Here is a 20,115-nt window from a genome sequence, read left to right as displayed (position 1 = left end):
GCGCCACCCACCCCAGTGCGGCACCCGGCGCTGGACGCGAGCCGCGCGGGCCCCCGGCACGAGTGATCCGACACCGAGGCGCAACCTCATCTGCCCACCGGCCGACCCGGCGATGCCGGGCACCCGGTGATCCCGGCGATCTCGCCGGTGCGACCCAGGCCCACTGCACGAAACGGTGAAGGCACCACATACCCCGCCCATGACCAGGTGAGATCCATGACCCGCACCGCCACCATCACCCCGACCACCGCCCCCGCTGCCACGCCGGCCACGCCGCCCACTGCCGAGCCGATCACGACCACCGGGAGCCGGCGCCGAGCCCTGGGGCTCGGGCTGCTCATCTCCGCGCAGTTCGTCGTCATGCTCGACACCTCGATCGTGAACGTCGCCCTGCCCTCAATCCAGGCCGACATGGCGCTGAGCCCCACCGGTCTCAGCTGGATTGTGAACGCCTATGTGCTTACCTTCGGTGGCCTGCTGCTCCTGTTCGGCCGGGTCGCGGACCTCCTGGGTCGACGTCGCATGTTCATCGCAGGCTCCGCGGCGTTCACCATCGGGACCTTGGTGGCCGCCACCGCGGCCAACGAGTGGATGCTCGTCGCTGGACGCGTTATCCAGGGCGCCGGTGCCGCTGCGCTGAGCCCCGCGGCGATGTCGCTGCTCATGCTGAACTTCCCCGGCGCTCAGCGCGCCCGCGCGATGAGCCTATGGGGTGCTGCCTCGGCCGTCGGCGGTGCCACCGGCGTCCTGGCTGGCGGCCTGCTCACCGGCACGTTCGGATGGTCCTCGGTGTTCCTCGTGACCGTCCCCGCCTCCGTCACCGCCGTCGCGCTGGCCCGCCGCGTCCTCGACGACACCCCCCGCGGTGCCCGGCGCCGGTTCGACGTCGCCGGCTCGGTCACCATCACCGCCGCCGTCATCGCCCTGGTCCACGGCGGCCTCGGCGCCGCCGGCCACGGCCTGACCGCACGGAGTGTCCTCATCGCTTTCGCGGCCGCCGCGGCGCTGCTGGTCGCGTTTGTCGCCATCGAGCGTCGTGCTGCCGACCCGCTGGTGCCGCTGGGGCTGTTCGGCTCGCCGGTTCTCTCGACCGGTGTCGCGCTCGCCGTCCTGGGTGGCGCAGCTCGTGCCTCGACGTTCGTGCTCATCGCCCTGTACCTGCAGAAGGCGCTGACGATGTCGCCGGAGCACGCTGGCCTCGCGATGGTGCCCACGTCGGTGGCCGGGTTCGTCGTCAACCTGACCGTGTTGCCGCGGGTCCTCAAGGCGATCGGTCCGCGCCGCAGCCTGGTCGTCGGCCTTGCCGTCCTGGCGGCCGGTCACCTGTGGATCGCCTACGGCCCCCCCGGTTGCGGCTACCCAGCGGCTGTCCTGCCCGGCCTGCTCTTGGTCGCTACCGGGGTCGCGCTGTCCTTCACACCAACCACCATGGTGATCGCCTCTGCGGCACCCGAGACCCACACCGGGCTGGCCTCGGGGCTCGCCAGCTCCGCCACGCAGGTCGGTGCGGCGCTCGGCACCGCGGCCTTCACCGCCATCGCGCTCACCTCCGGAAGCGGGTTCACTGCCGCATTCACCGCCGCCGCTGTCGTCTCGATCGCCACCGCCGGCCTGGCCGCGACCATCGTGCGCCGCTGACGCGAACAACGCACCCAACGACCCGGGCACCGAAGACCCAGCACCTGGGACTCAGGGCCGCCGGAGACCCGGCAGACGCCGGTCGGCCCTGCCGGCCCTGACGGCCCTGCCGTTACCTCCATCTGCACCCCTTCCTGGCTACTGCTGGGGGAGCATCCCTGATCTATCTCAACGTGATCGACGTTCCATGTAAGCGCGGGACATGTCCCAACATGACGAGAACTCGACGCAAGAGCGACAAGGAAACCGCAGGTCAGAACTAAACTCCTGACCCCCCAGAGGCCCGGGTAGGGAACGCACCGCGGTGCCGAGTGGCACAGGGACGTTCCGTACGCGGGACGAGCCTAGGCCACGCCCCCGGTCCGCCTCCCGTGCAGGCGAGCCGCCGATGGGGCCGAGTGGCCGTGGACAGGCTCTGGCGGCGGGTTCATCGTGGAGACATGCGAGCACAGGCGGGCGACCACGTCGTCGTCGAGAGCAGGAGCGACCACCAGCACCGCAAGCAGGGGGAGGTGATCGAGGTCCGCGGTGAGGACGGTGCGCCGCCGTACGTCGTGCGGTGGGAGGACGGTCACGAGGGCCTGACCTACCCCGGCCCGGACGCCCACATCGTCCCCGCCCCGCGGGAGTCCTGACAGGGGCACGCGGCTAGGTCGCGTCACGGGCCCACTCCTCGCGCAGGCGGGTGAGCTCGGCGCGCAGGTCGGGGTCCGCCATCACCAGGGCCACCGTCTGGCAGTCCTGGGGCCCGGTCGCGCCGGGGACGCAGAGCGTGCAGGCCTCGCCGAACCGCAGCGGGCACCTCGGGTCGGGTCGCCCCATGCCGGCCACCTCCTCGCTCGCCCTCCAGGAGAACACCGTTCGGCCGCGGTCCCATCCCCCTGGGGCGACCTGGTCCGGGAAGGGGCCCGGCTGCGCGCGTCCGGCGGGACCTCCGACCGGTGCCACCCGGCGTGGCTCACTCGTATGGTCCAGATGTGCAGCCGCCCGGGGACGCGGCCTCGAGCAGGGGGGGCCTGGATCCCGCGAGGAGCGCCCAGGCGTTCCTGGCGGCTGCGCGGTGCCACCCCGCGGCCCTGCTCGTGGAGGGGCAGGCGGGGATCGGCAAGACCACACTGGGTGAGCAGGTCGTCGAGGACGCCCGGCGCCTCGGCTTCCGGGTCATGGGCACCCGGGTCGCCCAGCCGCAGACTGCGCTGTCCTACTCCGCGCTCGACGATCTCCTGCGAGGCGTGGGCGACGAGGAGCTCGACCACCTGCCACCCCCGCAGCGCGAGGCGCTCGACGCGGCCCTGCTCCGTCGTACGGCGGGGGAGGCGATGCAGGACCCGCGGGCGATCTCGCTCGCCGCGCTGTCGGTGGTCCACCGGCTGGCGCGGGCCGGCCCGGTGCTGGTAGCGATCGACGACCTCCAGTGGCTCGACGCGTCGTCGGCCCGCGTCGTCGGGTTCGTCCTGCAGCGACTCGACGAGCAGCCGGTCGGCGTGCTGGCCACGCGCCGCACGGGCGAGCCCGGCGACCTGCCCCTCGACCTGGAGCGCGCGATGGGCTCCCGCCGGGTCTCGCGGGTCGAGCTCGGGCCGATGGGCCGCGAGCCGTTCGGCCGGCTCCTGCGCGAGCGGGTCGGGCCCGACCTGCCGCACTCCGTGGTGAGCCGGCTGCACCGGATCGCCGAGGGCAACCCGTTCTACGGGCTGCAGCTCGCGCGGGAGGTCGTACGCCGGGGCGTGCCCGACCCGGGCGCGCCGCTCCCCCTCGACCCGGACACCTCGGCCCTCCTCCACAACCGGTTCACCGTGCTCCCCGACGACGTGCGAGCCGTGCTGCTCGTGCTCGGCCTCGGCTCGCGGGTCACCGTGGACCTGCTGGCCGCGGCGCAGCCGGACGTCGACGTGGAGGCCGCGCTGTCGCGGGCCGAGGACGAGGGGCTCGTGGTCGTGCAGGGCGGGCGGGTCCGCTTCGCCCACGCGATCTTCGCCTCGGCGCTGAGCGGTGCGGCGACGCCGACGGCACTCCGGGCGGCTCACCTGCGGCTGGCGACGGTCCTCGACAACGAGGAGGAGAAGGGCCGGCACCTCGCGCTCTCGGCGACCCGACCCGACGAGACGACCGCCCGGGCTCTCGCCCGGGCTCACCGGGCGGCGCGGCGCCGGGGTGCGGCGGCGGCCGCGGCGGAGCTCGCCCAGCTGGCGGTCCGTCACACGCCGGCCGACCTCGTCGAGGAGCGGCGCAGCCGCTCGGTGGTCGCCGGGATGCTCACCTTCGAGGCGGGGGACGCCAACCGGGCCCTGGTGCTGCTGCGCGAGGCCCTCGACTCGATGGCGCCGGGGCCGTCGCGGGCGGAGGTCATGGTCACCCTCTGCGAGATCTGCTGGCAGGACACGCTCGAGATCGAGGCCCTGGCGTGCGAGGCGCTCGACCAGCCCGGGGTCGAGGACGGGCCTGCAGCGTCGGCGCACCTCATGCTGGCGTGGGTCTGGGTCTACCGAGGCGACCTCCAGCGAGCCGACGACGAGGTGTCGGCGGCTCGGTCCCTGGTCACGGCCGACGACGACGTGGGGCTCCGGAGCGACGCGCTCACCATCGGGGCGCTGGTCGACTTCCTGTCCGGCAGGCCCTTCCTGGACACCCTGGAGGAGGCGGTCGCGCTCGAGGACCTCGGCGACCCGGCCGGTCCGGCCGACAGCACGACGGTCTACTCCGGCGCGCGCGTCACGCGTGGTCTGGCGCTGCTCTGGGCCGGTGACCTGGCCGGTGCCCGCAGCCGGCTCGAGGAGGAGCTCGACCGCTTCGAGGCCCTGGGGCGCTACGTCGCCCGTGACGAGGTGCTCTGCTACCTCGCGCACCTCGAGTGCCGCACCGGCAGGTGGGACGCCGCTCGTCGGCGCGTCGAGGAGTGCCTCGACATCGGGGAGGAGTCGGGTCACCTGCGGGGGAGGGGCCAGAACATCGTGCCGCGCGCCTGGGTCAACGCTGTGCAGGGCGACCTGGCTGCTGCCCGCCGGGACGCCCTGGAGGGTCTCGAGCTGTCCGTCGGCTTCCAGGACCACCTCGCCGCCGCCGGGTGCCACGGCGTGCTCGGGTTCGCCGAGCTGTCCGACGGCAGACCGGGGGAGGCGGTCCCGCACCTCCTGGCCGTCTGCGACTTCCTGCGGGACTCGGGCACCACCGAGCCCGGCCAGGTCCCCTTCGTGGCCGACGCCCTCGAGGCGCTCGTCGCGGTCGGGCGGCTCGACGAGGCAGAGGCCATCGCCGCCGACGACCGTCTGGTGGGGAGGTCGGCGTGCCACCCGGCGACCGCCGCGCAGGCGGTGCGGGGCGTGGCCGCCGTACGCGCGGCGAGCGGCGACCTCTCCGGCGCGGCCGACGCCCTCGGCCGGGTGCTCGCCGAGGGGCACCTGGAGGCCCTGCCGTTCGAGCGGGCGCGCACGCTCCTCGTCGCCGGCGAGGTCGAGCGGCGAGCGAGGCGGCGACCCGAGGCCCGGCGGCTCCTGCAGGAGGCCCACGACGAGCTCGCGCGCCTGGGCGCGACCGCCTGGGCAGCGCGCGCCGAGGACGAGCTGCGCCGGGTCGACGGGGCGGCCGGCGGCCTCGGGGCGGTCGGCCCGCAGGGTGGTCGACTCTCGGCGACCGAGGCCCAGGTGGCGGCCCTCGTGGCCGAGGGGCTGACCAACCGCGAGGTCGCGGACCGTCTCTTCCTGTCGGTGAAGACCGTCGAGGCCAACCTGTCGCGGATCTACCGCAAGCTGGCGCTGCGCTCGCGCGCCGACCTGGTACGACGGCTGGTCGCCGAGGCGGGGACCTCCGGACCCTAGGGTCCCGGCCCGCCCGGCGAGGGTTTCCTCCGATGCCGGTCGGTCCCTCGCGGGCCGACGCTGGTCAGGAGCCGTGACCCGCCGGTCCGGCCGGACCCAGGAGCACACCATGCACTTCGCCCCGACCATGACGCCCACGTTCTCCCACCACCACGCGCGCACCGTCGAGCGCCCGGCCGCCAAGCTGCGTCCGCGGAGCGCCGCCCGGGCCTCCGCCGCGTGGCACAACTGGTGGGCGATGTCGGTGGTCGACCCGCCCTCGGTCACCGCGCGGCAGACCCGGACCATCGGCACGCGGGGCCGGATGCCAGGCGTCTGAGCCCCACGCCCCTGCGGTTCCGCGCCTCGCCGCGCCGCCCGCTAGCGTCTGGGGTGTGGCGACGGAGGTGCGGCTGAGGGACGGCTCCCTCGCCGTTACCTGGGCGCTGCTGCCGCAGGACCGCGACGAGCTCGCCCGGGGCTACGACGCCCTCGGTGACGAGTCGAAGTTCGAGCGCTTCCTGACCGGCGTCCCCCACCTCACCGCGGCGATGCTGCACCGGCTGGTCGACGAGGTGGACGGCGACCACCACGTCGCACTGGTGATCTTCGTCGTCGAGGGCGGGCAGGGGACCCCCGCCGGGGTCGGTCACCTGATCCGCTACCCCGACGACCCCGCCGCGGCCGACGTCGCGGTCACGGTCGCCGAGGCGTTCCGCGGTCGCGGGGTCGCCACCGCCCTCCTCGCCCGGCTCGTGGCGGAGCGGCCCGCCGGCGTCGAACGGCTGGTGACCACGGTGGTGGCGACCAACCACGCCTCGCTGGCGATGCTCAGACGGCTCGGTCCCACCACGGTCACCGACCGGGACGACCGGCTCGACGTCGTGGTGGAGCTGAAGGGGCTCGACCCTCAGACGTAGCGCTCGTCGGCGACGTGGTCGCCCAGCCGCAGGCCGTCCCGCTCGTCGTCCCAGGCCGCCGCGCTGACCCGCCAGCCGTCGGGGGTGCGGACCAGCTGCACCGACTTCATCCCGGCCCCCGCACCGGGCTCGCCGCGGAGGAACCCGTCCTTCTCGTAGCTGCCGAACCAGTGCGCGACGTCGCCGAAGACGTCCACCCGCCCCTGCACGGCGTGCTCGCTGAAGTCGACCAGCGTGCCGTCCGAGAGCAGGGCCCGCCGCGGCTCGAGGAACGACGTGACGTCGTACACCGCCGGCGGCAGGCCGCACGTGCGCACCACCACGGCCTGCGGCAGCAGGACCGCCCGCAGCGCGTCGATCCGGGCGTCCACGTCGCCGCCGGAGGTGAAGGCCGCGAAGAAGGTGCGTACGACGGCCAGCACGTCCGCGACGTCGTCGGTCGCAGGAGGGCCGGCCCGCCACTCGACCTCGGTGATCCCGTAGACCAGCTGCGTCACCCAGGCGCCCTTGTGGAACGCGCTGTCGACGGTCCGCGCCTCGCGCCGGAACCCGAGCCGCTGCAGGAGGCGGGCCGAGTCGTGGTTCTCCTCGATGCAGACCGCGGTGACCCGGTGCAGGCCCAGCTCGTCGAACCCGACCCGGAGCAGCTCGCGCGCGGCCTCGGCGGCGTACCCCCGGCCCTGGTGCTCGCGCGCCAGCGCGAACCCGAGCTCGCCCTGCTGGTCACCGGCGTGCTTGAGGAGGACCTCGCCGATCACCGTCGCGGTCTCGCGCAGCTCGACGGCCAGCACCATCCACTGGCCCGGACCACGCCAGGACCCCTGCCCCAGCTTGGTCCTGAGCGTCTCCTCGGTCGCGGCGCGATCCCGCACGGGCCACGGCACGTAGCGCACCACGTCGGGGTCGCTGTGGAAGGCGAGCAGGTCGTCGAGGTCCTCGGGGCGGTGGGGACGCAGGTCGAGCCGGGCCGTCCGGAGCGGGAAGTCGGGCACGTCCCGCATGCTTGCACGAGGGCCCGCCCAGTTCGGGTGCCGGCGCCTGGCCCAGGAGCGGTGTCAGAGAGGCCGTTGTGCCCATGTGTCCGATGTGCCGACCCCGTATCCTCCTCAGTGGCCGTGGTCGCCGAGGGGGAGAGTCGCCGACCGACCGCTGCCCCGCACGCACCTTCTGGGCCCCGGGTCGCGTGTCCCCACACGGGAGGAGCCGCCCGCCATGTCTGCGTTCCGTCATCGGGTCGCGCTGGGCCTCGCCACGCTCGTCGCCTCCGCCGTGGGGTCGGCCGTGCCGGCGTACGTCGTCACGACCGCCGAGCCCACCCCGACCACCGACGCGAGCCCGGCTGCTGCGGCGAGCCGGCCTGCCGCGCGGGCGGCCCTGGTCGCCGCCCGGAGGCTGTTCGCGCGTCCCGGGCCGACGACCTATCGGGCCCGGGCCGTGCCCTCGGCCGGCGCCCGGGAGGCGACGCTCGCCCTGCGCGACCTGCGCGTGGCCCTGCCCGGGCTGCGCGGGGACGACACGCGCGAGGCCGAGCGCCTCCTGGCCCGACCCACCGACGCGGGGGCTGCCGGCACCGAGGGCTTCCACTACGCCGGGCCGTCCCGGTCGAGCTGCTCGGCCCACCTCTGCGTGCACTGGGTCGACCGTGGCCAGGACGCCGTGCCGTCGACCGACGCCGACGGCGACCACGTGCCCGACTGGGTCGAGACCACCCAGCAGACGCTGGAGAAGGCGTGGCGCTCCTTCGCGGCGGCCGGCTACGAGGCGCCGCTGGGCGACGGGTCGCTGCCCTCCCACGGCCCCGACGACAAGGTCGACGTCTACCTCGCCGACGTGGCGTCCCTGGGCTTCTACGGCTACTGCCCGACCGACTCCCTGGCCGACGGCGCACGCAAGGCCGTCGGCTACTGCGTGTTCGACAACGACTACTCCTACGACGAGGTGAGCACCGAGCCGATCGTGGCCCTGCGCGCCACCGCGGCCCACGAGCTGTTCCACCTCGTGCAGTTCGCCTACGACGCCCGCGAGGACCCGTGGTTCATGGAGGGCACGGCCACGTGGATGGAGGACGAGGTCTTCGACGCGGCCAACGACAACTGGAACTACCTGTCCACCTCGACGCTCGCCCACCCCGGGGTGCCGGTCGACTTCGGTGACGACTACTACCCCTACGGCGCGTGGACCTGGTGGCGGTTCCTCTCCGAATATTTTGGCTCTGACAAGAAATCTGCTCCGCAGGTCATCCACCGCATCTGGGACGCCGCCGTCAGCCGCGACTCGCTGAGCGCCACCCGCTCGGTCATCGCGACGCTGGGGACCACCTTGCAGCGGACGTTCGCCGACTACTCCGCCCTGAGCCACGTCTCGCGGCGGTGGTACTTCGAGGGCGACGACGCGCCCTACCCCCAGGCGCCGATGGCTCGCCGGCTCGACCTGTCGCGCCGCCACCCGGGCACCGGCTCGATGCGCACGGTCCGCCTCAACCACCTGACCAGCGCCAACATCGCGCTGCACCGTTCCTCGACGTTGCCGGGCCGGCTGCTGCGCCTCTGGGTCGACGCACCGCTCCGGCGCACCGGCGCGGCGGCCGAGGTCACGCTGCACAAGCGCGACGGCACCCTCGGGTGGCGCACGGTCCGCCTCGACGCCGACGGTGACGGCGTCGTCACCGTGCCCTTCGCCCGCGGCCAGGTGGACCGCGTCGTGCTCACGCTGGTCAACGCGAGCACGCGGATGGACTGCCACCGCTCGACCACGCTGGCGTGCAGCGGGATGCCGCTCGACGACTGGCGCCCGTTCTCCTACCGGGCGCGCACGCTGCGCTGAGCCGGGGCTCACTCCTGGTCAGGGGACTCCACGTCGGACGCCTCGGGCGTCGCGTCGTCGGTCCCGGTGTCCTCCGGGGTCCTGGCGCCCTCCTCGGTCGCGTCCTCCGACTGGTCGCCGGCCGGGTCGGAGCCGTCGCCGGTGTCCTCCTGGCTCCCGTCGGTGGCGCCGGCGGTGCCGTCGTCCGTGCTGCCGTCGGTGCCGTCGCCGTCGGTGCCCTCGGTCGGGTCGTCGGTCTCGTCCGTCGACGTCGCGGGACCCTTGCCGGACCCGGCTGCAGAGCCGTGCGCACCGGACGGGCGGGTCGTGGCCGGCGTGCTGGTCGGGGCGGCGGGGTGAGGGACGGGGGCCGGTCCGCTGGACGCCTGGTCGTCGGCCATGGCAGGCCGGTCGTCGTGCCGCGGCTGGCTGTGCGGCCGGTCGTGCCGGACCGCGGGCCGGCCGTGCCTGGCGCCGACCTGCGCGGGCGCGGCCGGGGCCGCCTCGGCCGGGGGCTCGTCGGGGGTCGTGGTGGACGGCCGCTCCGCGGCAGGGGGTACGTCGTCCGGGCGCGGGTCGGGCGCACGGTCCAGCGGCGTCAGCACCGTGACGACCCTGTCGAACAGCTCCTGGGCCGCGGCCGGGAGCACCTCGGCCAGGCCGAGCCCGCCGACGGCCAGGAGCACCGCGGTCGTGCCGGCCACGAGCCGCAGGCGTGGACCCGGGGCCGTGGCCTGCGCCGGGAGGGGTGCCTCGAGCCCGAGGAACGCGGCGAGCTCGGGGGACGGGGCGGGGACACCGATGACGTGGGCGTCGCGGTAGGCCGCGACCGCGTCGCCCAACGGTCCGTCGAGGAGGTCGGTGTCGCTCATCTCAGCTCCTCTCCGCGGCGAGGTCGACCGGGCGGGCGGCGCCCACCCGTCGTCGCAGGTTGTCGAGCCCACGACGCTGGAGCTGCTTGACCGCGCCCGGGGTCTTGCCCAGCGCGGCCGCGATCTGGTCCACCGTGAGGTCGCCGAAGATGCGGAGCACCAGCACGTCCTTCTGGTCCGGCGGGAGCCCGTCGAGCAGGGTGCGCGCGTCCGACTCGCCCTGCCACGCGAGGGCCCGCTGCTCGGCACTGTCGTCGCAGCGGTCGTCGAGCTCGGCGGTCCACTCGACCTCGACCGGGCGACGGGAGCGGCGGCGCAGCTCGTCGACCACACGGCGCTGGGCGATCGTGAACAGCAGGGCGCGGAACTGGCCCGCGTCGCCCACGAAGTCGTCGAGCGCCTCGAAGCCCCCGAGGAACACCTCGCTGGTCGTCGACTCGGGGTCGTGGGCGCCCTTGGCGCGCAGGAAGCCGCACACCGCCGGCGACCAGGCCCGCCAGAGCTCGCCGAAGGCGGCCTGGCTGCCCGTGCGCGCCTCGCGGAGCGCGGCGTCGAGGCCGTGGTCCATGACAGTCATGGTCGCACCGGGGGTGGGGGACGGGGACATTTCGGACAGGTTCCTGGAAGGAGGGGTGCCACTCCCGGCCCCTGCGCCGGGGGGCCGGGAGCGGCGCAGGGGGTCAGTCGTCCTGGGTGTCGCCGGAGGTGTCGCCCTGGTCGTCGTCGTCCCGGTCCTCGTGGGTCGAGCCACAGCTGTCGTGCGAGCTGTCGTCCTCGTCCTCGTTGTCGACGCCGTCGTGGTCGCCGTCCTCGTTGCCGTCGAGCACGCCGTCGCCGTCGGTGTCGGCCACCAGGACCCGAGTGCCCTGGTCGTTCTCGTCCTCGTCGTCCACGCCGTCGCGGTCGCGGTCGTCGTCGTCGGCGAGGCACGACTCGGTCGCGTCGTCCTCGTCCTCGTTGTCGAGGCCGTCGTGGTCGGCGTCCTCGTCGCCGTCCTTCACCCCGTCGTCGTCGGTGTCGGCGTCGCGCGGGGCGGTCGAGGCCCGGCCGTCGTGGACCTCGTCGCCGTCGTCCATGCCGTCGTTGTCGGTGTCCTCGTCGGACGGGTTGAGGTGACGGCGGTACTCACCGAGGTTGCGCACGCCGTCGTGGTCCTTGTCGCCGCGCGCGTTGGCGACGTCGGGGTTGAGGTGGTGGGCCACCTCCCAGCGGTTGGGCATCCCGTCGCCGTCCCGGTCGGACAGCGAGGCTGACGCCGGGGCCGCCAGGGCGGCGTACGCGACGAACAGGACGGGGGTGGTGGCCAGGGCGGCGAGGCGGCGACGGGGCGTGTGCCTCGGGGTCTTCGGGGTCATGCGGTCCTCCCGGTGGTGGTGCGATCGACGGATCGACGGGTCTCCCAACCCGTCGGGGTGTCCATCGCACCGAGTCGGCGCAGGGGTACGCCTCGGAAGGCAAAGACTCCGGACGTACGACGACGCCGGCCCCCTGCGGGAGCCGGCGTCGTGCGAGGTGTGCGGGACGTCAGGAGATGTGACGCTCCTCGACGGTCCTGGTGCGGTTGGCGTTGCGGGTGGCGATCATGCCGAGGACGATGCCGGCGATGCCTGCGAGGAGCAGGATCAGACCGAGGGTGTTGTCCTCGATCCCGGGGATGTTGACGTCGACGGCGAACATGAGGACGAGGCCGACCACAGCGAGGAAGATGCCTACTCCGATACCCATGGGGGGTCTCCATTCTTAGGGGCGTCCCCTCCGTGGAAGGGACGGCCACCGTCGTGTGGTGGCACAGGACAGATACCCGTGCACTCTCCACAGAAAACGTGTGACGTCGGTCGCGACGCCTCCGGTCAGCCGATGACGACGCTGCTGCCGCACCCGTCGAGCCTGCGCGGACCGGACGGGATGCCCTTGACCGTGACCGGTGCGCCGGCCTTGTCGCGCAGCTGGAGCTCGACCTTGAGCACGTCGTTGGCCAGGGCCGGGCCCATCCAGCTCTGCAGGTGGATGAAGCGGCCGTGGCGGGCCGAGGTGAACCACGGACCGGGCACGCCGTTCTTGGTGTAGCGCACGCGAGCCGAGCGCACCGGGTCCTGCACCTTGAGCCAGGTGGTCATCCGGAACGACCTGAGGGTCGTGCCGTCGCACGACCAGCGGCGCTGGCCGTTGGTGAAGAACACCGCCGGCCGGGAGGCGGTCGAGGTGGGCAGCGGGAGGATCGCCGGGCGGTCGTTGCCGAACAGGTCGCAGAGCATGACCTTGCCGGCACCGTTGCGCAGCACGAAGGTGCGCGAGGAGGTGCTCAGGCTCCTGCGCTGACGGACGCCGTAGAGCACGCGGACGCTGTCGGGGTCGGAGGCGAAGCTCTTGGTCGCGCAGTACTTCAGCGCCGCGAACTTGCCGAGGGTGGCGACGTCCAGCGAGACGTCGGCGACGGTGGGGGCCGCGACGGGGGCCGCGCCGGTGAGGCTCGGGGCGGCCACCCCGGCCGTGACCGCAGCGGCGGCGACGGCGCCCACGACGGCGCGGGCCGCGATCCGGCGGATCTCGGTGATGACGGTGCGACCCATCGTGCTCTCCCCTTGTGCTTCCCCAGGTGGTGGTGCGACCGGGTGGCTCTCCCCGCCACCACTGCCCCGTTCGGACCACTCCAACGTAGTGAGGGCCGACCCGGGCCTCGACCCCTTCGGGACGAATCCGGACATTCAGCAGAATCTCGGCACCTGGGTCCCGCACACTAGGGACGTTGGTCCGCCTTGGGAGGGGTCGGGCCCGGCCTCGTCGAACGTGGGAGGGTTCTCGTGGCGTCCCCCAGCCTTGCCGCGCGCGTGCTCACGGGCACGACCGCGCGCGCGTCGTACGCCGCTGCGACGTACGCCGCGACGCCCGTCCCCACCGCTCGCGAGCTCCACGTGCTCAACCGCATGGGGTGCGGCTTCACCCCCGCCGGTCTCCGCGAGCTGCGCGCCGCCGGGTCGCCCGCCGCGTGGTTCGAGCGCCAGCTCGCGCCGGCGAGCATCACCGACACCACCCGCGCGAACGCCGTGCGCACCTGGTTCCCCGAGCTGGTGAACCGCACGCCGGCGCAGAAGTGGACCAGCAACCGCACCGGCGGACGGCAGGGCTGGGAGTACGCCCGCGACCTGTCCAACTACTCGCTGCTCAAGCGGATCTACTCGCGCCGCACGGTCCTCGAGTCCATGACGCTGTTCTGGACCGACCACTTCCACGTGCACGGCGAGCACTTCCCGGCGTTCACCCAGCGGGCGGCGTACGACGCGACGATCCGCACGCACGCCCTCGGGAGGTTCGAGGACCTGCTCGTGGCGTGCGCGCTGCACCCGGCGATGCTGCTCTACCTCGACAACTTCAAGTCGGTGAGGAACGCGCCCAACGAGAACCAGGGACGCGAGCTCCTCGAGCTGCACACCGTCGGCCGCGAGGCCGGCTACACCGAGCAGATGGTCAAGGACTCGGCGACGATCCTGTCCGGGTGGACCGTCGAGTGGGACACCTTCGTCGGCTACTACTCCACCGGGCGTCACACCACCGGACCCGTGTCGGTGCTGGGGTTCTCGCGCTCCAACGCCTCCGACGACGGCCGGCAGCTGACCCGCGACTACCTCCGCCACCTCGCACGGCACCCCGCCACCGCACAGCGGATCTGCCGCAAGCTGGCCACCCGCTTCGTCAGCGACCACCCCTCGCAAGCGCTCGTCGACAGCCTCGCCGCGACGTACCGCAGCAGTGGCACGGACATCTCCGCCGTGCTCCGCAAGCTCGTGCGCAGCGACGAGTTCTGGGCGAGCGCGGGCAAGAAGGTCCGGACGCCGGTCGACGACCTGGTGCACACCTACCGCGTCCTCGGCGCCCGCGTGGAGAAGCCGGTCGACCTCGAGTCGTGCGCGCACACCCTGTCCTGGCAGCTCAACAGCACCCTCGTCGCGCAGTGGCCGACCCCGGCCGGGCCGCCCGAGCGCGCGCAGGACTGGGCCTCCCCGAGCCGGATGCTCAACTCCTTCGACATGCACTGGTCGGTCGCCGCCGGCTGGTGGCCCCGCAACCAGGTCACCCACCGCACCGCCGCGTCGTGGCTGCCGAAGAGCTCGATCCGCTTCGACCAGCTCGTCGACCACCTCAGCCGCGTGGTCCTCGGCCGCAGGTCGACCAACCGGTTGCTGCAGGCCTGCGTCGAGGCCACCGGCATCTCCCCGAGCCAGGTCATCACCAAGGACCACGGCCTGGTCCGGTGGGGGATGTACCGCCTGCTCGGCGTCCTGCTCGACTCGCCCGCCCACATGACCCGGTGATCTCGTGACCACACCTGACTGCTGCACCGACTACCTCCGCGCCGCCTCGGTCTCGCGCCGTCGTTTCCTTGGCGGCATGGCCGCGGCCGGGGCCACCGGCGTGGTCACCTCGGTCTTCGGCGACGCGGTCCGCCAGGCGTCGTACGCCGCGACGACGGGGGGCAACGTGCTCGTCGTCCTCAGCCTGCGCGGCGGTGTCGACGGGCTGGGCGTCGTCGTCCCCCACGGGGACCCGGCGTACGTCGACGCGCGCGGCACGCTGGCGCTGCCCACCGCGCCGCTGCTCGCCAAGGACTCCACGTTCGGGCTGCACCCCGAGCTCGCCCCGCTGCAGTGGCTGTGGGACGCGGGCCAGATGGCCGCCGTGCAGGCCGTCGGCCTGAAGGTGCCCAACCGCTCGCACTTCGCCGCGATGGAGCTCGTCGAGGACGCCGACCCGACCTCGTCGGTGCGACGCGGCTGGGTCAACCGGATGATCGGCCTGGACACCGACGTCTCCGCCGTGGAGGCGGTCCACATGGGCGACACCATGCCGCCGACGATGATCGAGGGACCTGCTCCGACCCTGGCCACCAACGGCCTCTCGGACATCGGGCTGATCGGTGCGGACGACGGCTATGCCGCGCGCCGTCGTACCCAGCTGAACACGATGTGGGGCGGCAACACCGGACCACTCGGCAACGCCACGCGGTCGGCGCTGGAGGCGGTGAGCACCTTGTCCGGCGTCGGGAAGTACACCCCGTCGGTCGCCTACCCGACGGGCTGGCCGGGCACCGACCTGTCCAAGGCGCTCAAGGACACCGCCGCCCTGATCAAGGCCGACGTCGGCACCGAGGTGGTCTCGATCGACTTCGGGTCGTGGGACATGCACGACGGCTACGGCACGCTCGGCTGGGGCCGCATGCAGGAGATGCTCGGCGCGTTCGCCGCCTCGGTCAGCGCGTTCATGCGGGACCTCGGCCCGCTGCGCTCCAAGGTCACCGTCGTGACGATCAGCGAGTTCGGCCGGCGGGTGGCCCCCAACGGCAACGGGGGCCTCGACCACGGCTGGGGCAACATGATGCTGCTCATGGGCGGTGGCGTCCGCGGCGGCTACCACGGCCGTTGGCCGGGCCTCGACCAGCTCACCGACGGCGACCTGTCCGTCACCACCGACTACCGGCAGGTGCTGGGCGAGGTCGTCGCCAAGCGATTCCCCGGCAAGTCGGTCTCCCAGGTGTTCCCGGGGCTCGTCCAGAAGCCGTTGGGCGTGCTGGTCTGACCGGTCGTCGCACTCATCGCGGGGCCGCGCCGGAGCTCGTCCGGTCGACGTGGATCTCGGCCCCCGGGGTGGGGTAGACCTGCTGCTCCTGCACGACGCGCGAGTCGCCGACCGTCCCGGGCTCGGCCGCGAGCACCATGTCGCGGGCGAAGCGCTCGCTGAAGCCGACCAGGAAGCCGAGCGCGGCGAAGTACACGCTCTGGTCGACGCCGTCGGCGGGGCGGAAGGGCACCAGCCCGGCGTTCTGGAACGTGAAGAGCACGACTCCGAACACCGCTCCGACGACGGGGCGAAGGGCGCCGAGGACCATCAGGACCGAGACGTGCTTGCGCTTCTGCAGCGTGATCGTGCTGCGGCTCAGGTTGAAGCGCCCGTTGGTGATCCGCTGCAGGACGCTGATGAACGCCCCGACCGCGCCACCGGCGAGCGCCCACTGGAGGACGTCGTTGCGGTTGCCCGTGGTGCTGCCGCTCTTGAACAGCTCGGGGGCCGCGTGCAGCAGCGGCGTGGCCACGAGGATGAGCAGCAGGCCGGTGAGCATCCCGTAGAAGTACTGCAGCAGCGCCTTCCGCGACACCAGGTCCCAGAGGTACTTCTCCGCGCGGCCCGACTCGCTGGCCAGCAACGACATCAGGGCGCTCCGCCTCGCGGCCTCCTCCTGCTCCTCGTCGGTGGTGATGAGGGCGTTGGCGTGGGAGTCGAAGACCGACAGGCAGTAGACGATGACCTGGAACACCGGGTCCAGGCACGCGCGGTAGTCCTCGCGGTCGAGGTACTGCCGTGCCCGGATGTGCAGCAGGGTGAGCCGGGAGAGGAGTCCGACGGCGTCGACGTCCTGCACCAGGGAGTCGGGGAGCTTGAGGAACAGGTCCTTGTCGTTGGTGAGCACGGCGGCCGCGACCACGTTGGTCGCGTAGTAGGTGCGGGCGATCCCGTCGTGCTCGGTCTCGAAGGACGCGGACAGTCGCGGGAAGTAGTACTCGTAGGCCTGCCGCTGCGTCCTGTCCTGGTTGAAGGTCGGCTGACGCAGGAAGGCGGCGGTCACGAGCTGGTTGAAGTCGACCCGGCCGACCTGGCAGGCGTACTCGAGCTCCGGCAGGAGCTCCGCGGGTCCGGCGTCGGGCGCTTCCGGAGCCTGCCCGGTGGGGGCCCGCGTCGAGATCGACTCGAGTCCACGCGTCTGCGACGCGATCTGCTGGGGGTGGTCTGTCTCGGGCATCGGGGGCTCCTGCCGAGCGGAGGGTCTTCCTCCACCGTGGCCCTCGCGCGGGCCGGCGGCAAGGGGCGAACGACCCAGAGGACCTAGAGCAACGGAGTCCCCTTGCAGGGGCAGTCGTGCGCCACCGTGGCCTCCACCAGGTCGACCCACCGCTGGATCCCCGCCGGGTGGGAGGCGTGCACGCCGTCGACGAGCAGGCTCGGGTCGGCGAGGACGTCACGACGCCAGTTGATGAGCCGGACGTCGGCACGGTCCCTCGCGATCGCGCGCATCCAGGAGGAGTACCTCTCCTGGATGTCGGCCCGCCACTGGCCGAACACCGCGGGGTCGCGGTAGGTCGTGACGAAGAAGACTTCGCTGCTCCTCGGGAGCATGCTGAGCGCGGCGCTGTAGTCCGCGCGCCTCCAGCCGGCGCTCTCGTTGGTGCCCAGGGCGATCACCACGTGACGGGGGACGCCGTACCTCACCAGGTCCACACTGATCCGCCAGGGCAGGGTGCCCACCTCGCGGGCACGGTCGGCGTCGACGATCCACCGGGGTCGCCGCTCGTGCAGGGCAGGCGCGGCGTAGTAGGTGATCGAGTCGCCGATGACGAGCACGGGGACGCTCGTCGTGCGCGCTGCGGTCGCGTGGGGGACGGTCGACGTGGCGGCGGCGAGGACGAGCGCCACGGCGGCGAGGGCGGTCGAGGCCGGGTGACGGTGCATGGTGACCAGCTCCCTGGGACGGTGTGTCCACCAGCACATCGCCACGGGCGCTGGCCCGCCATACGTGGACCTGCGTCGTCGACCGCTCGGCGCTACTTCTCGACCGGGGGGAGGACCTGCGTGGCCTCGAGCGGCGAGGCCGCCTCCGGCGGGGGTGGCGCCGAGGTCGAGTGCAGCAGCCCGTCGAGCAGGGACAGGCCGACCCAGCACACGAGCACGGCCACCCCGAAGCGGATCAGCCCGGTCTCGATCGGCAGCGTCCCGTCCCAGAAGGACGCGAGGAGCGCGGGCGACGACAGCAGGGCGCCGAGCCCGAGGACCGTGGGGGACAGGGGCGAGGTCATGCGAGCAGCCCTGCCGCGCCGACCGACGAGAGGCGCCCGGTGACGACGCCGACCGAGCGGACCTGTGCGGACCCGGTCAGCTCACGGTAGGAGAGGACCGGCATGCGGCCGAGCGACGGCTGCACCATCCGGCGTACGGCGCCGCGCAGCTGGGGCGCGCAGGCCACGACCGGGTGCACCGACTGGTTCTCGGCCTCGACCATGAGCCGGGCGAGCTCGGTGAGGACGACCTGACCGGTCTCCATGTCGAACGCGACGACCGTGCCCTCCTCGGTCGGCCGGAGCGCCTCGAGCATCCGCTGCTCCAGCTGGGGCTCGAAGGAGATGACGTGGACGGCTCCGTCGCTGACGTAGGGCTGCACGATCGCGGCACCCAATGCGCCACGGGCGGACTCGGTCAGCGCCTCGGCGTCCTTGGTCTCGCGGGCGCGGAGGGACAGCGCCTCGAAGATGCGGACGAGGTCGCGGATCGGCACCTGCTCGTCGAGGAGGTTCTGCAGCACGCGCTGGATCTCCCCGAGCGAGAGCTGGGCCAGGAGCTCCTCGACCACGACCGGGTGCGTCTGCTTCACCACGTCGCTGAGGAGCTTGACGTCCTCGCGCCCCAGCAGCCGGCCCGCGTGCGTGCGGACGACGTCGGCCATGTGGGTGGTGACCACCGAGGCGCGGTCGACGACCGTGATGCCCTGGATCTCGGCCTGCGCGCGCAGCTCGGCGGGGATCCACTTGGCATCGAGCCCGAAGACCGGCTCCTTGACCGGCGTGCCGGGGAGGACGGAGAGGTACTCCCCGATCGCGAGGACCGTCCCCGGGGGCGCCTCGCCGCGGGCGACCTCGACCCCGAACAGCTTGATCACGTAGGTCTTCATCGGCAGCTCGAGGTTGTCGCGCGTGCGCACCGGCGGCATGACCACGCCGATGTCGGAGGCGACCTTCTTGCGCAGCGCCTTGACCCGGTCGAGCAGGTCGCCACCGGCCGAGGGGTCGACGAGGTCGATCAGGTCGGCCGAGAGCTCGAGGCCGATCGGGTCGACCTGGATGTCGGCGACCAGCTGCTCCGGCGTGTCCTGGGGTACGGCGGGCGCGGACTCCGCGTCCGCGGCGGCGGACGGCTCCGACTCGTCGACGCGGGAGCCGGCGAGCAGCAGGGCGCCGCCGATCACGAGGAACGGGAGCTTGGGCAGGCCGGGGATGAGGCACAGCGCGATCGCGCCGCTGCCGGCCACCCGCAGCGGCATCTTGTGGCGCGTGAGCTGGCGGACGATGTCGGTGCCCATGTCCTCGTCGGCCGTCGAGCGGGTGACGACCAGGCCGGTGGCGACCGAGAGCAGCAGCGCCGGGATCTGCGAGACCAGGCCGTCGCCGATGCTCAGCAGCGAGTAGGTGTGGATCGCCTCGCCGAGGTCCATGCCCTTGGAGCCGACACCGATCGCGAAGCCACCGATGAGGTTGACCAGCGTGATCACGATGGCCGCGATCGCGTCGCCCTTGACGAACTTCGAGCCGCCGTCCATCGCGCCGTAGAAGTCGGCCTCGGCGGCCACCTCCTGGCGACGGCGCCGTGCCTCGTCGTCGTCGATCAGGCCCGCGTTGAGGTCGGCGTCGATCGCCATCTGCTTGCCGGGCATCGCGTCGAGGGTGAAGCGCGCCCCGACCTCGGCGACCCGACCGGCGCCGTTGGTGATGACGACGAACTGGATGATCACGAGGATCGCGAAGACGATCAGCCCGATGACCAGCGAGCCGCTGACCACGAAGTGGCCGAAGGTGTCGATCACCTTGCCGGCGTACCCGTCGGCGAGCACGAGCCGGGTCGCGCTGACGTTGAGCGCCAGGCGGAACAGCGTCATCACCAGCAGGATCGAGGGGAACGACGCGAAGTCGAGGGGGCGGCGCACGAACATGCCGGTGAGGAGGACCACGAGGGCGCCGCTGATGTTGGCCGCGATGAGGAGGTCGAGGACCATCGCGGGGAGGGGCACCACGAGCATGACGATGATCAGCACGATGCCGACCGGCACACCCAGCTGGGTCAGCCTCTTCACCACGGGACGGTCCTTCACTGCTCGGGTCCTCGTCGGACCTGACGTGCGCACCATCCCTGGTTGCTGCGGCGACGGCCCCGTCCTGGAGCCGTTGCCAGTCTGATCGGCCCACCCGGCCCGGACCTGAGCTTTCGGCCTTTCTTTGCCGTCCCCGGTTCTCCACAGCCGGGGGTACGCCGGGTGGCGCTGTCAGGACGTCCGAC

The 20,115-nt window shown here is 73.0% G+C and carries 19 protein-coding genes; 8 read left to right on the top strand and 11 right to left on the bottom strand.

Annotation, left to right across the window (positions count from 1 at the left end):
* Positions 1-126: 126 nt before the first annotated feature.
* Together J2S63_RS08310 and J2S63_RS08305 are read left to right on the top strand one after the other, a co-directional pair.
* Positions 127-1,638, top strand: a complete 1,512-nt coding sequence (locus J2S63_RS08310) for an MFS transporter (protein ID WP_310301162.1) — start codon at positions 127-129, stop codon at positions 1,636-1,638.
* 440 nt (positions 1,639-2,078) lie between these two features.
* On the top strand, positions 2,079-2,273 hold the full coding sequence (locus J2S63_RS08305) for a DUF1918 domain-containing protein (protein ID WP_310301159.1): 195 nt from the start codon (positions 2,079-2,081) through the stop codon (positions 2,271-2,273).
* Between the two features lie 13 nt (positions 2,274-2,286).
* Here the strand turns inward: J2S63_RS08305 and J2S63_RS08300 are convergent, their stop codons facing one another.
* Positions 2,287-2,460, bottom strand: a complete 174-nt coding sequence (locus J2S63_RS08300; RefSeq protein WP_310301156.1) for a DUF6767 domain-containing protein — start codon at positions 2,458-2,460, stop codon at positions 2,287-2,289.
* A 155-nt stretch (positions 2,461-2,615) separates the two neighbouring features.
* On the opposite strand from J2S63_RS08300, the gene J2S63_RS08295 reads away from it, so the two are divergent.
* The 3 genes from J2S63_RS08295 (at position 2,616) to J2S63_RS08285 (ending at position 6,352) form a co-directional block, all read left to right on the top strand.
* A complete protein-coding gene (locus tag J2S63_RS08295) occupies positions 2,616-5,453 on the top strand; it encodes a helix-turn-helix transcriptional regulator (protein ID WP_310301153.1) in 2,838 nt (945 codons plus the stop codon).
* A gap of 109 nt (positions 5,454-5,562) precedes the next feature.
* Positions 5,563-5,772, top strand: coding sequence for a hypothetical protein (locus J2S63_RS08290; RefSeq protein WP_310301150.1), 210 nt, complete (start codon positions 5,563-5,565; stop codon positions 5,770-5,772).
* A 55-nt stretch (positions 5,773-5,827) separates the two neighbouring features.
* Positions 5,828-6,352: a GNAT family N-acetyltransferase gene (locus J2S63_RS08285; protein WP_310301149.1), complete on the top strand. Its 525-nt coding sequence runs from the start codon at positions 5,828-5,830 to the stop codon at positions 6,350-6,352.
* Here J2S63_RS08285 and J2S63_RS08280 read toward each other — a convergent pair.
* Entirely contained in the window at positions 6,343-7,344 is a 1,002-nt protein-coding gene (locus tag J2S63_RS08280) for a GNAT family N-acetyltransferase (RefSeq protein ID WP_310301146.1), read from the bottom strand. The genes J2S63_RS08285 and J2S63_RS08280 overlap by 10 nt on opposite strands.
* Positions 7,345-7,564: 220 nt before the next feature.
* Here J2S63_RS08280 and J2S63_RS08275 point away from each other — a divergent pair, with 220 nt between their 5' ends.
* The gene (locus tag J2S63_RS08275; protein ID WP_310301144.1) at positions 7,565-9,175 is read left to right on the top strand and encodes an MXAN_6640 family putative metalloprotease; all 1,611 of its coding nucleotides are present in this window, start codon (positions 7,565-7,567) and stop codon (positions 9,173-9,175) included.
* A gap of 8 nt (positions 9,176-9,183) precedes the next feature.
* On the opposite strand, the gene J2S63_RS08270 is transcribed toward J2S63_RS08275, so the two are convergent.
* The 5 genes from J2S63_RS08270 to J2S63_RS08250 form a co-directional block, all read right to left on the bottom strand.
* Positions 9,184-10,026, bottom strand: a complete 843-nt coding sequence (locus tag J2S63_RS08270; protein ID WP_310301142.1) for a hypothetical protein — start codon at positions 10,024-10,026, stop codon at positions 9,184-9,186.
* A gap of 1 nt (position 10,027) precedes the next feature.
* Positions 10,028-10,594 (bottom strand): RNA polymerase sigma factor, encoded by a 567-nt coding sequence (locus J2S63_RS08265; RefSeq protein WP_310301139.1) that lies wholly within the window; start codon positions 10,592-10,594, stop codon positions 10,028-10,030.
* Between the two features lie 112 nt (positions 10,595-10,706).
* On the bottom strand, positions 10,707-11,381 hold the full coding sequence (locus J2S63_RS08260) for a hypothetical protein (RefSeq protein ID WP_310301138.1): 675 nt from the start codon (positions 11,379-11,381) through the stop codon (positions 10,707-10,709).
* A 169-nt stretch (positions 11,382-11,550) separates the two neighbouring features.
* The gene (locus J2S63_RS08255) at positions 11,551-11,751 is read right to left on the bottom strand and encodes a DUF6458 family protein (protein ID WP_310301135.1); all 201 of its coding nucleotides are present in this window, start codon (positions 11,749-11,751) and stop codon (positions 11,551-11,553) included.
* A 125-nt stretch (positions 11,752-11,876) separates the two neighbouring features.
* A complete protein-coding gene (locus tag J2S63_RS08250; RefSeq protein ID WP_310301132.1) occupies positions 11,877-12,596 on the bottom strand; it encodes a hypothetical protein in 720 nt (239 codons plus the stop codon).
* Between the two features lie 231 nt (positions 12,597-12,827).
* Between J2S63_RS08250 and J2S63_RS08245 the strand changes: the two genes are divergently transcribed.
* Positions 12,828-14,336, top strand: coding sequence for a DUF1800 domain-containing protein (locus J2S63_RS08245; RefSeq protein ID WP_310301102.1), 1,509 nt, complete (start codon positions 12,828-12,830; stop codon positions 14,334-14,336).
* Between the two features lie 4 nt (positions 14,337-14,340).
* A complete protein-coding gene (locus tag J2S63_RS08240; protein ID WP_310301101.1) occupies positions 14,341-15,597 on the top strand; it encodes a DUF1501 domain-containing protein in 1,257 nt (418 codons plus the stop codon).
* Between the two features lie 13 nt (positions 15,598-15,610).
* On the opposite strand, the gene J2S63_RS08235 is transcribed toward J2S63_RS08240, so the two are convergent.
* From J2S63_RS08235 to flhA, 4 genes are all read right to left on the bottom strand, one after another.
* Positions 15,611-16,816, bottom strand: a complete 1,206-nt coding sequence (locus J2S63_RS08235; protein ID WP_310301095.1) for a hypothetical protein — start codon at positions 16,814-16,816, stop codon at positions 15,611-15,613.
* 83 nt (positions 16,817-16,899) lie between these two features.
* The gene (locus J2S63_RS08230) at positions 16,900-17,523 is read right to left on the bottom strand and encodes an SGNH/GDSL hydrolase family protein (RefSeq protein ID WP_310301093.1); all 624 of its coding nucleotides are present in this window, start codon (positions 17,521-17,523) and stop codon (positions 16,900-16,902) included.
* A gap of 92 nt (positions 17,524-17,615) precedes the next feature.
* Positions 17,616-17,867: a hypothetical protein gene (locus J2S63_RS08225; RefSeq protein ID WP_310301091.1), complete on the bottom strand. Its 252-nt coding sequence runs from the start codon at positions 17,865-17,867 to the stop codon at positions 17,616-17,618.
* Positions 17,864-19,912 carry a flagellar biosynthesis protein FlhA gene (gene flhA / locus J2S63_RS08220; RefSeq protein WP_310301087.1) on the bottom strand — a complete coding sequence of 683 codons (2,049 nt, stop codon included), beginning with the start codon at positions 19,910-19,912 and terminating at the stop codon, positions 17,864-17,866. The genes J2S63_RS08225 and flhA overlap by 4 nt, the downstream gene beginning before the upstream one ends.
* Positions 19,913-20,115: the final 203 nt, after the last annotated feature.

This window comes from Nocardioides marmoribigeumensis (assembly GCF_031458325.1).
GTDB lineage: Bacteria > Actinomycetota > Actinomycetes > Propionibacteriales > Nocardioidaceae > Marmoricola_A > Marmoricola_A marmoribigeumensis.
This window is presented reverse-complemented; position numbering and strand designations above follow the sequence as displayed.

Coding starts and splice junctions, on each gene's coding strand:
- J2S63_RS08305 (WP_310301159.1), top strand. CDS start 2,079: ATGCGAGCACAGGCGGGCGACCACGTCGTCGTCGAGAGCAGGAGCGAC.
- J2S63_RS08300 (WP_310301156.1), bottom strand. CDS start 2,460: ATGGGGCGACCCGACCCGAGGTGCCCGCTGCGGTTCGGCGAGGCCTGC.
- J2S63_RS08290 (WP_310301150.1), top strand. CDS start 5,563: ATGCACTTCGCCCCGACCATGACGCCCACGTTCTCCCACCACCACGCG.
- J2S63_RS08275 (WP_310301144.1), top strand. CDS start 7,565: ATGTCTGCGTTCCGTCATCGGGTCGCGCTGGGCCTCGCCACGCTCGTC.
- J2S63_RS08270 (WP_310301142.1), bottom strand. CDS start 10,026: ATGAGCGACACCGACCTCCTCGACGGACCGTTGGGCGACGCGGTCGCG.
- J2S63_RS08265 (WP_310301139.1), bottom strand. CDS start 10,594: ATGGACCACGGCCTCGACGCCGCGCTCCGCGAGGCGCGCACGGGCAGC.
- J2S63_RS08260 (WP_310301138.1), bottom strand. CDS start 11,381: ATGACCCCGAAGACCCCGAGGCACACGCCCCGTCGCCGCCTCGCCGCC.
- J2S63_RS08255 (WP_310301135.1), bottom strand. CDS start 11,751: ATGGGTATCGGAGTAGGCATCTTCCTCGCTGTGGTCGGCCTCGTCCTC.
- J2S63_RS08250 (WP_310301132.1), bottom strand. CDS start 12,596: ATGGGTCGCACCGTCATCACCGAGATCCGCCGGATCGCGGCCCGCGCC.
- J2S63_RS08235 (WP_310301095.1), bottom strand. CDS start 16,816: ATGCCCGAGACAGACCACCCCCAGCAGATCGCGTCGCAGACGCGTGGA.
- J2S63_RS08230 (WP_310301093.1), bottom strand. CDS start 17,523: ATGCACCGTCACCCGGCCTCGACCGCCCTCGCCGCCGTGGCGCTCGTC.
- J2S63_RS08225 (WP_310301091.1), bottom strand. CDS start 17,867: ATGACCTCGCCCCTGTCCCCCACGGTCCTCGGGCTCGGCGCCCTGCTG.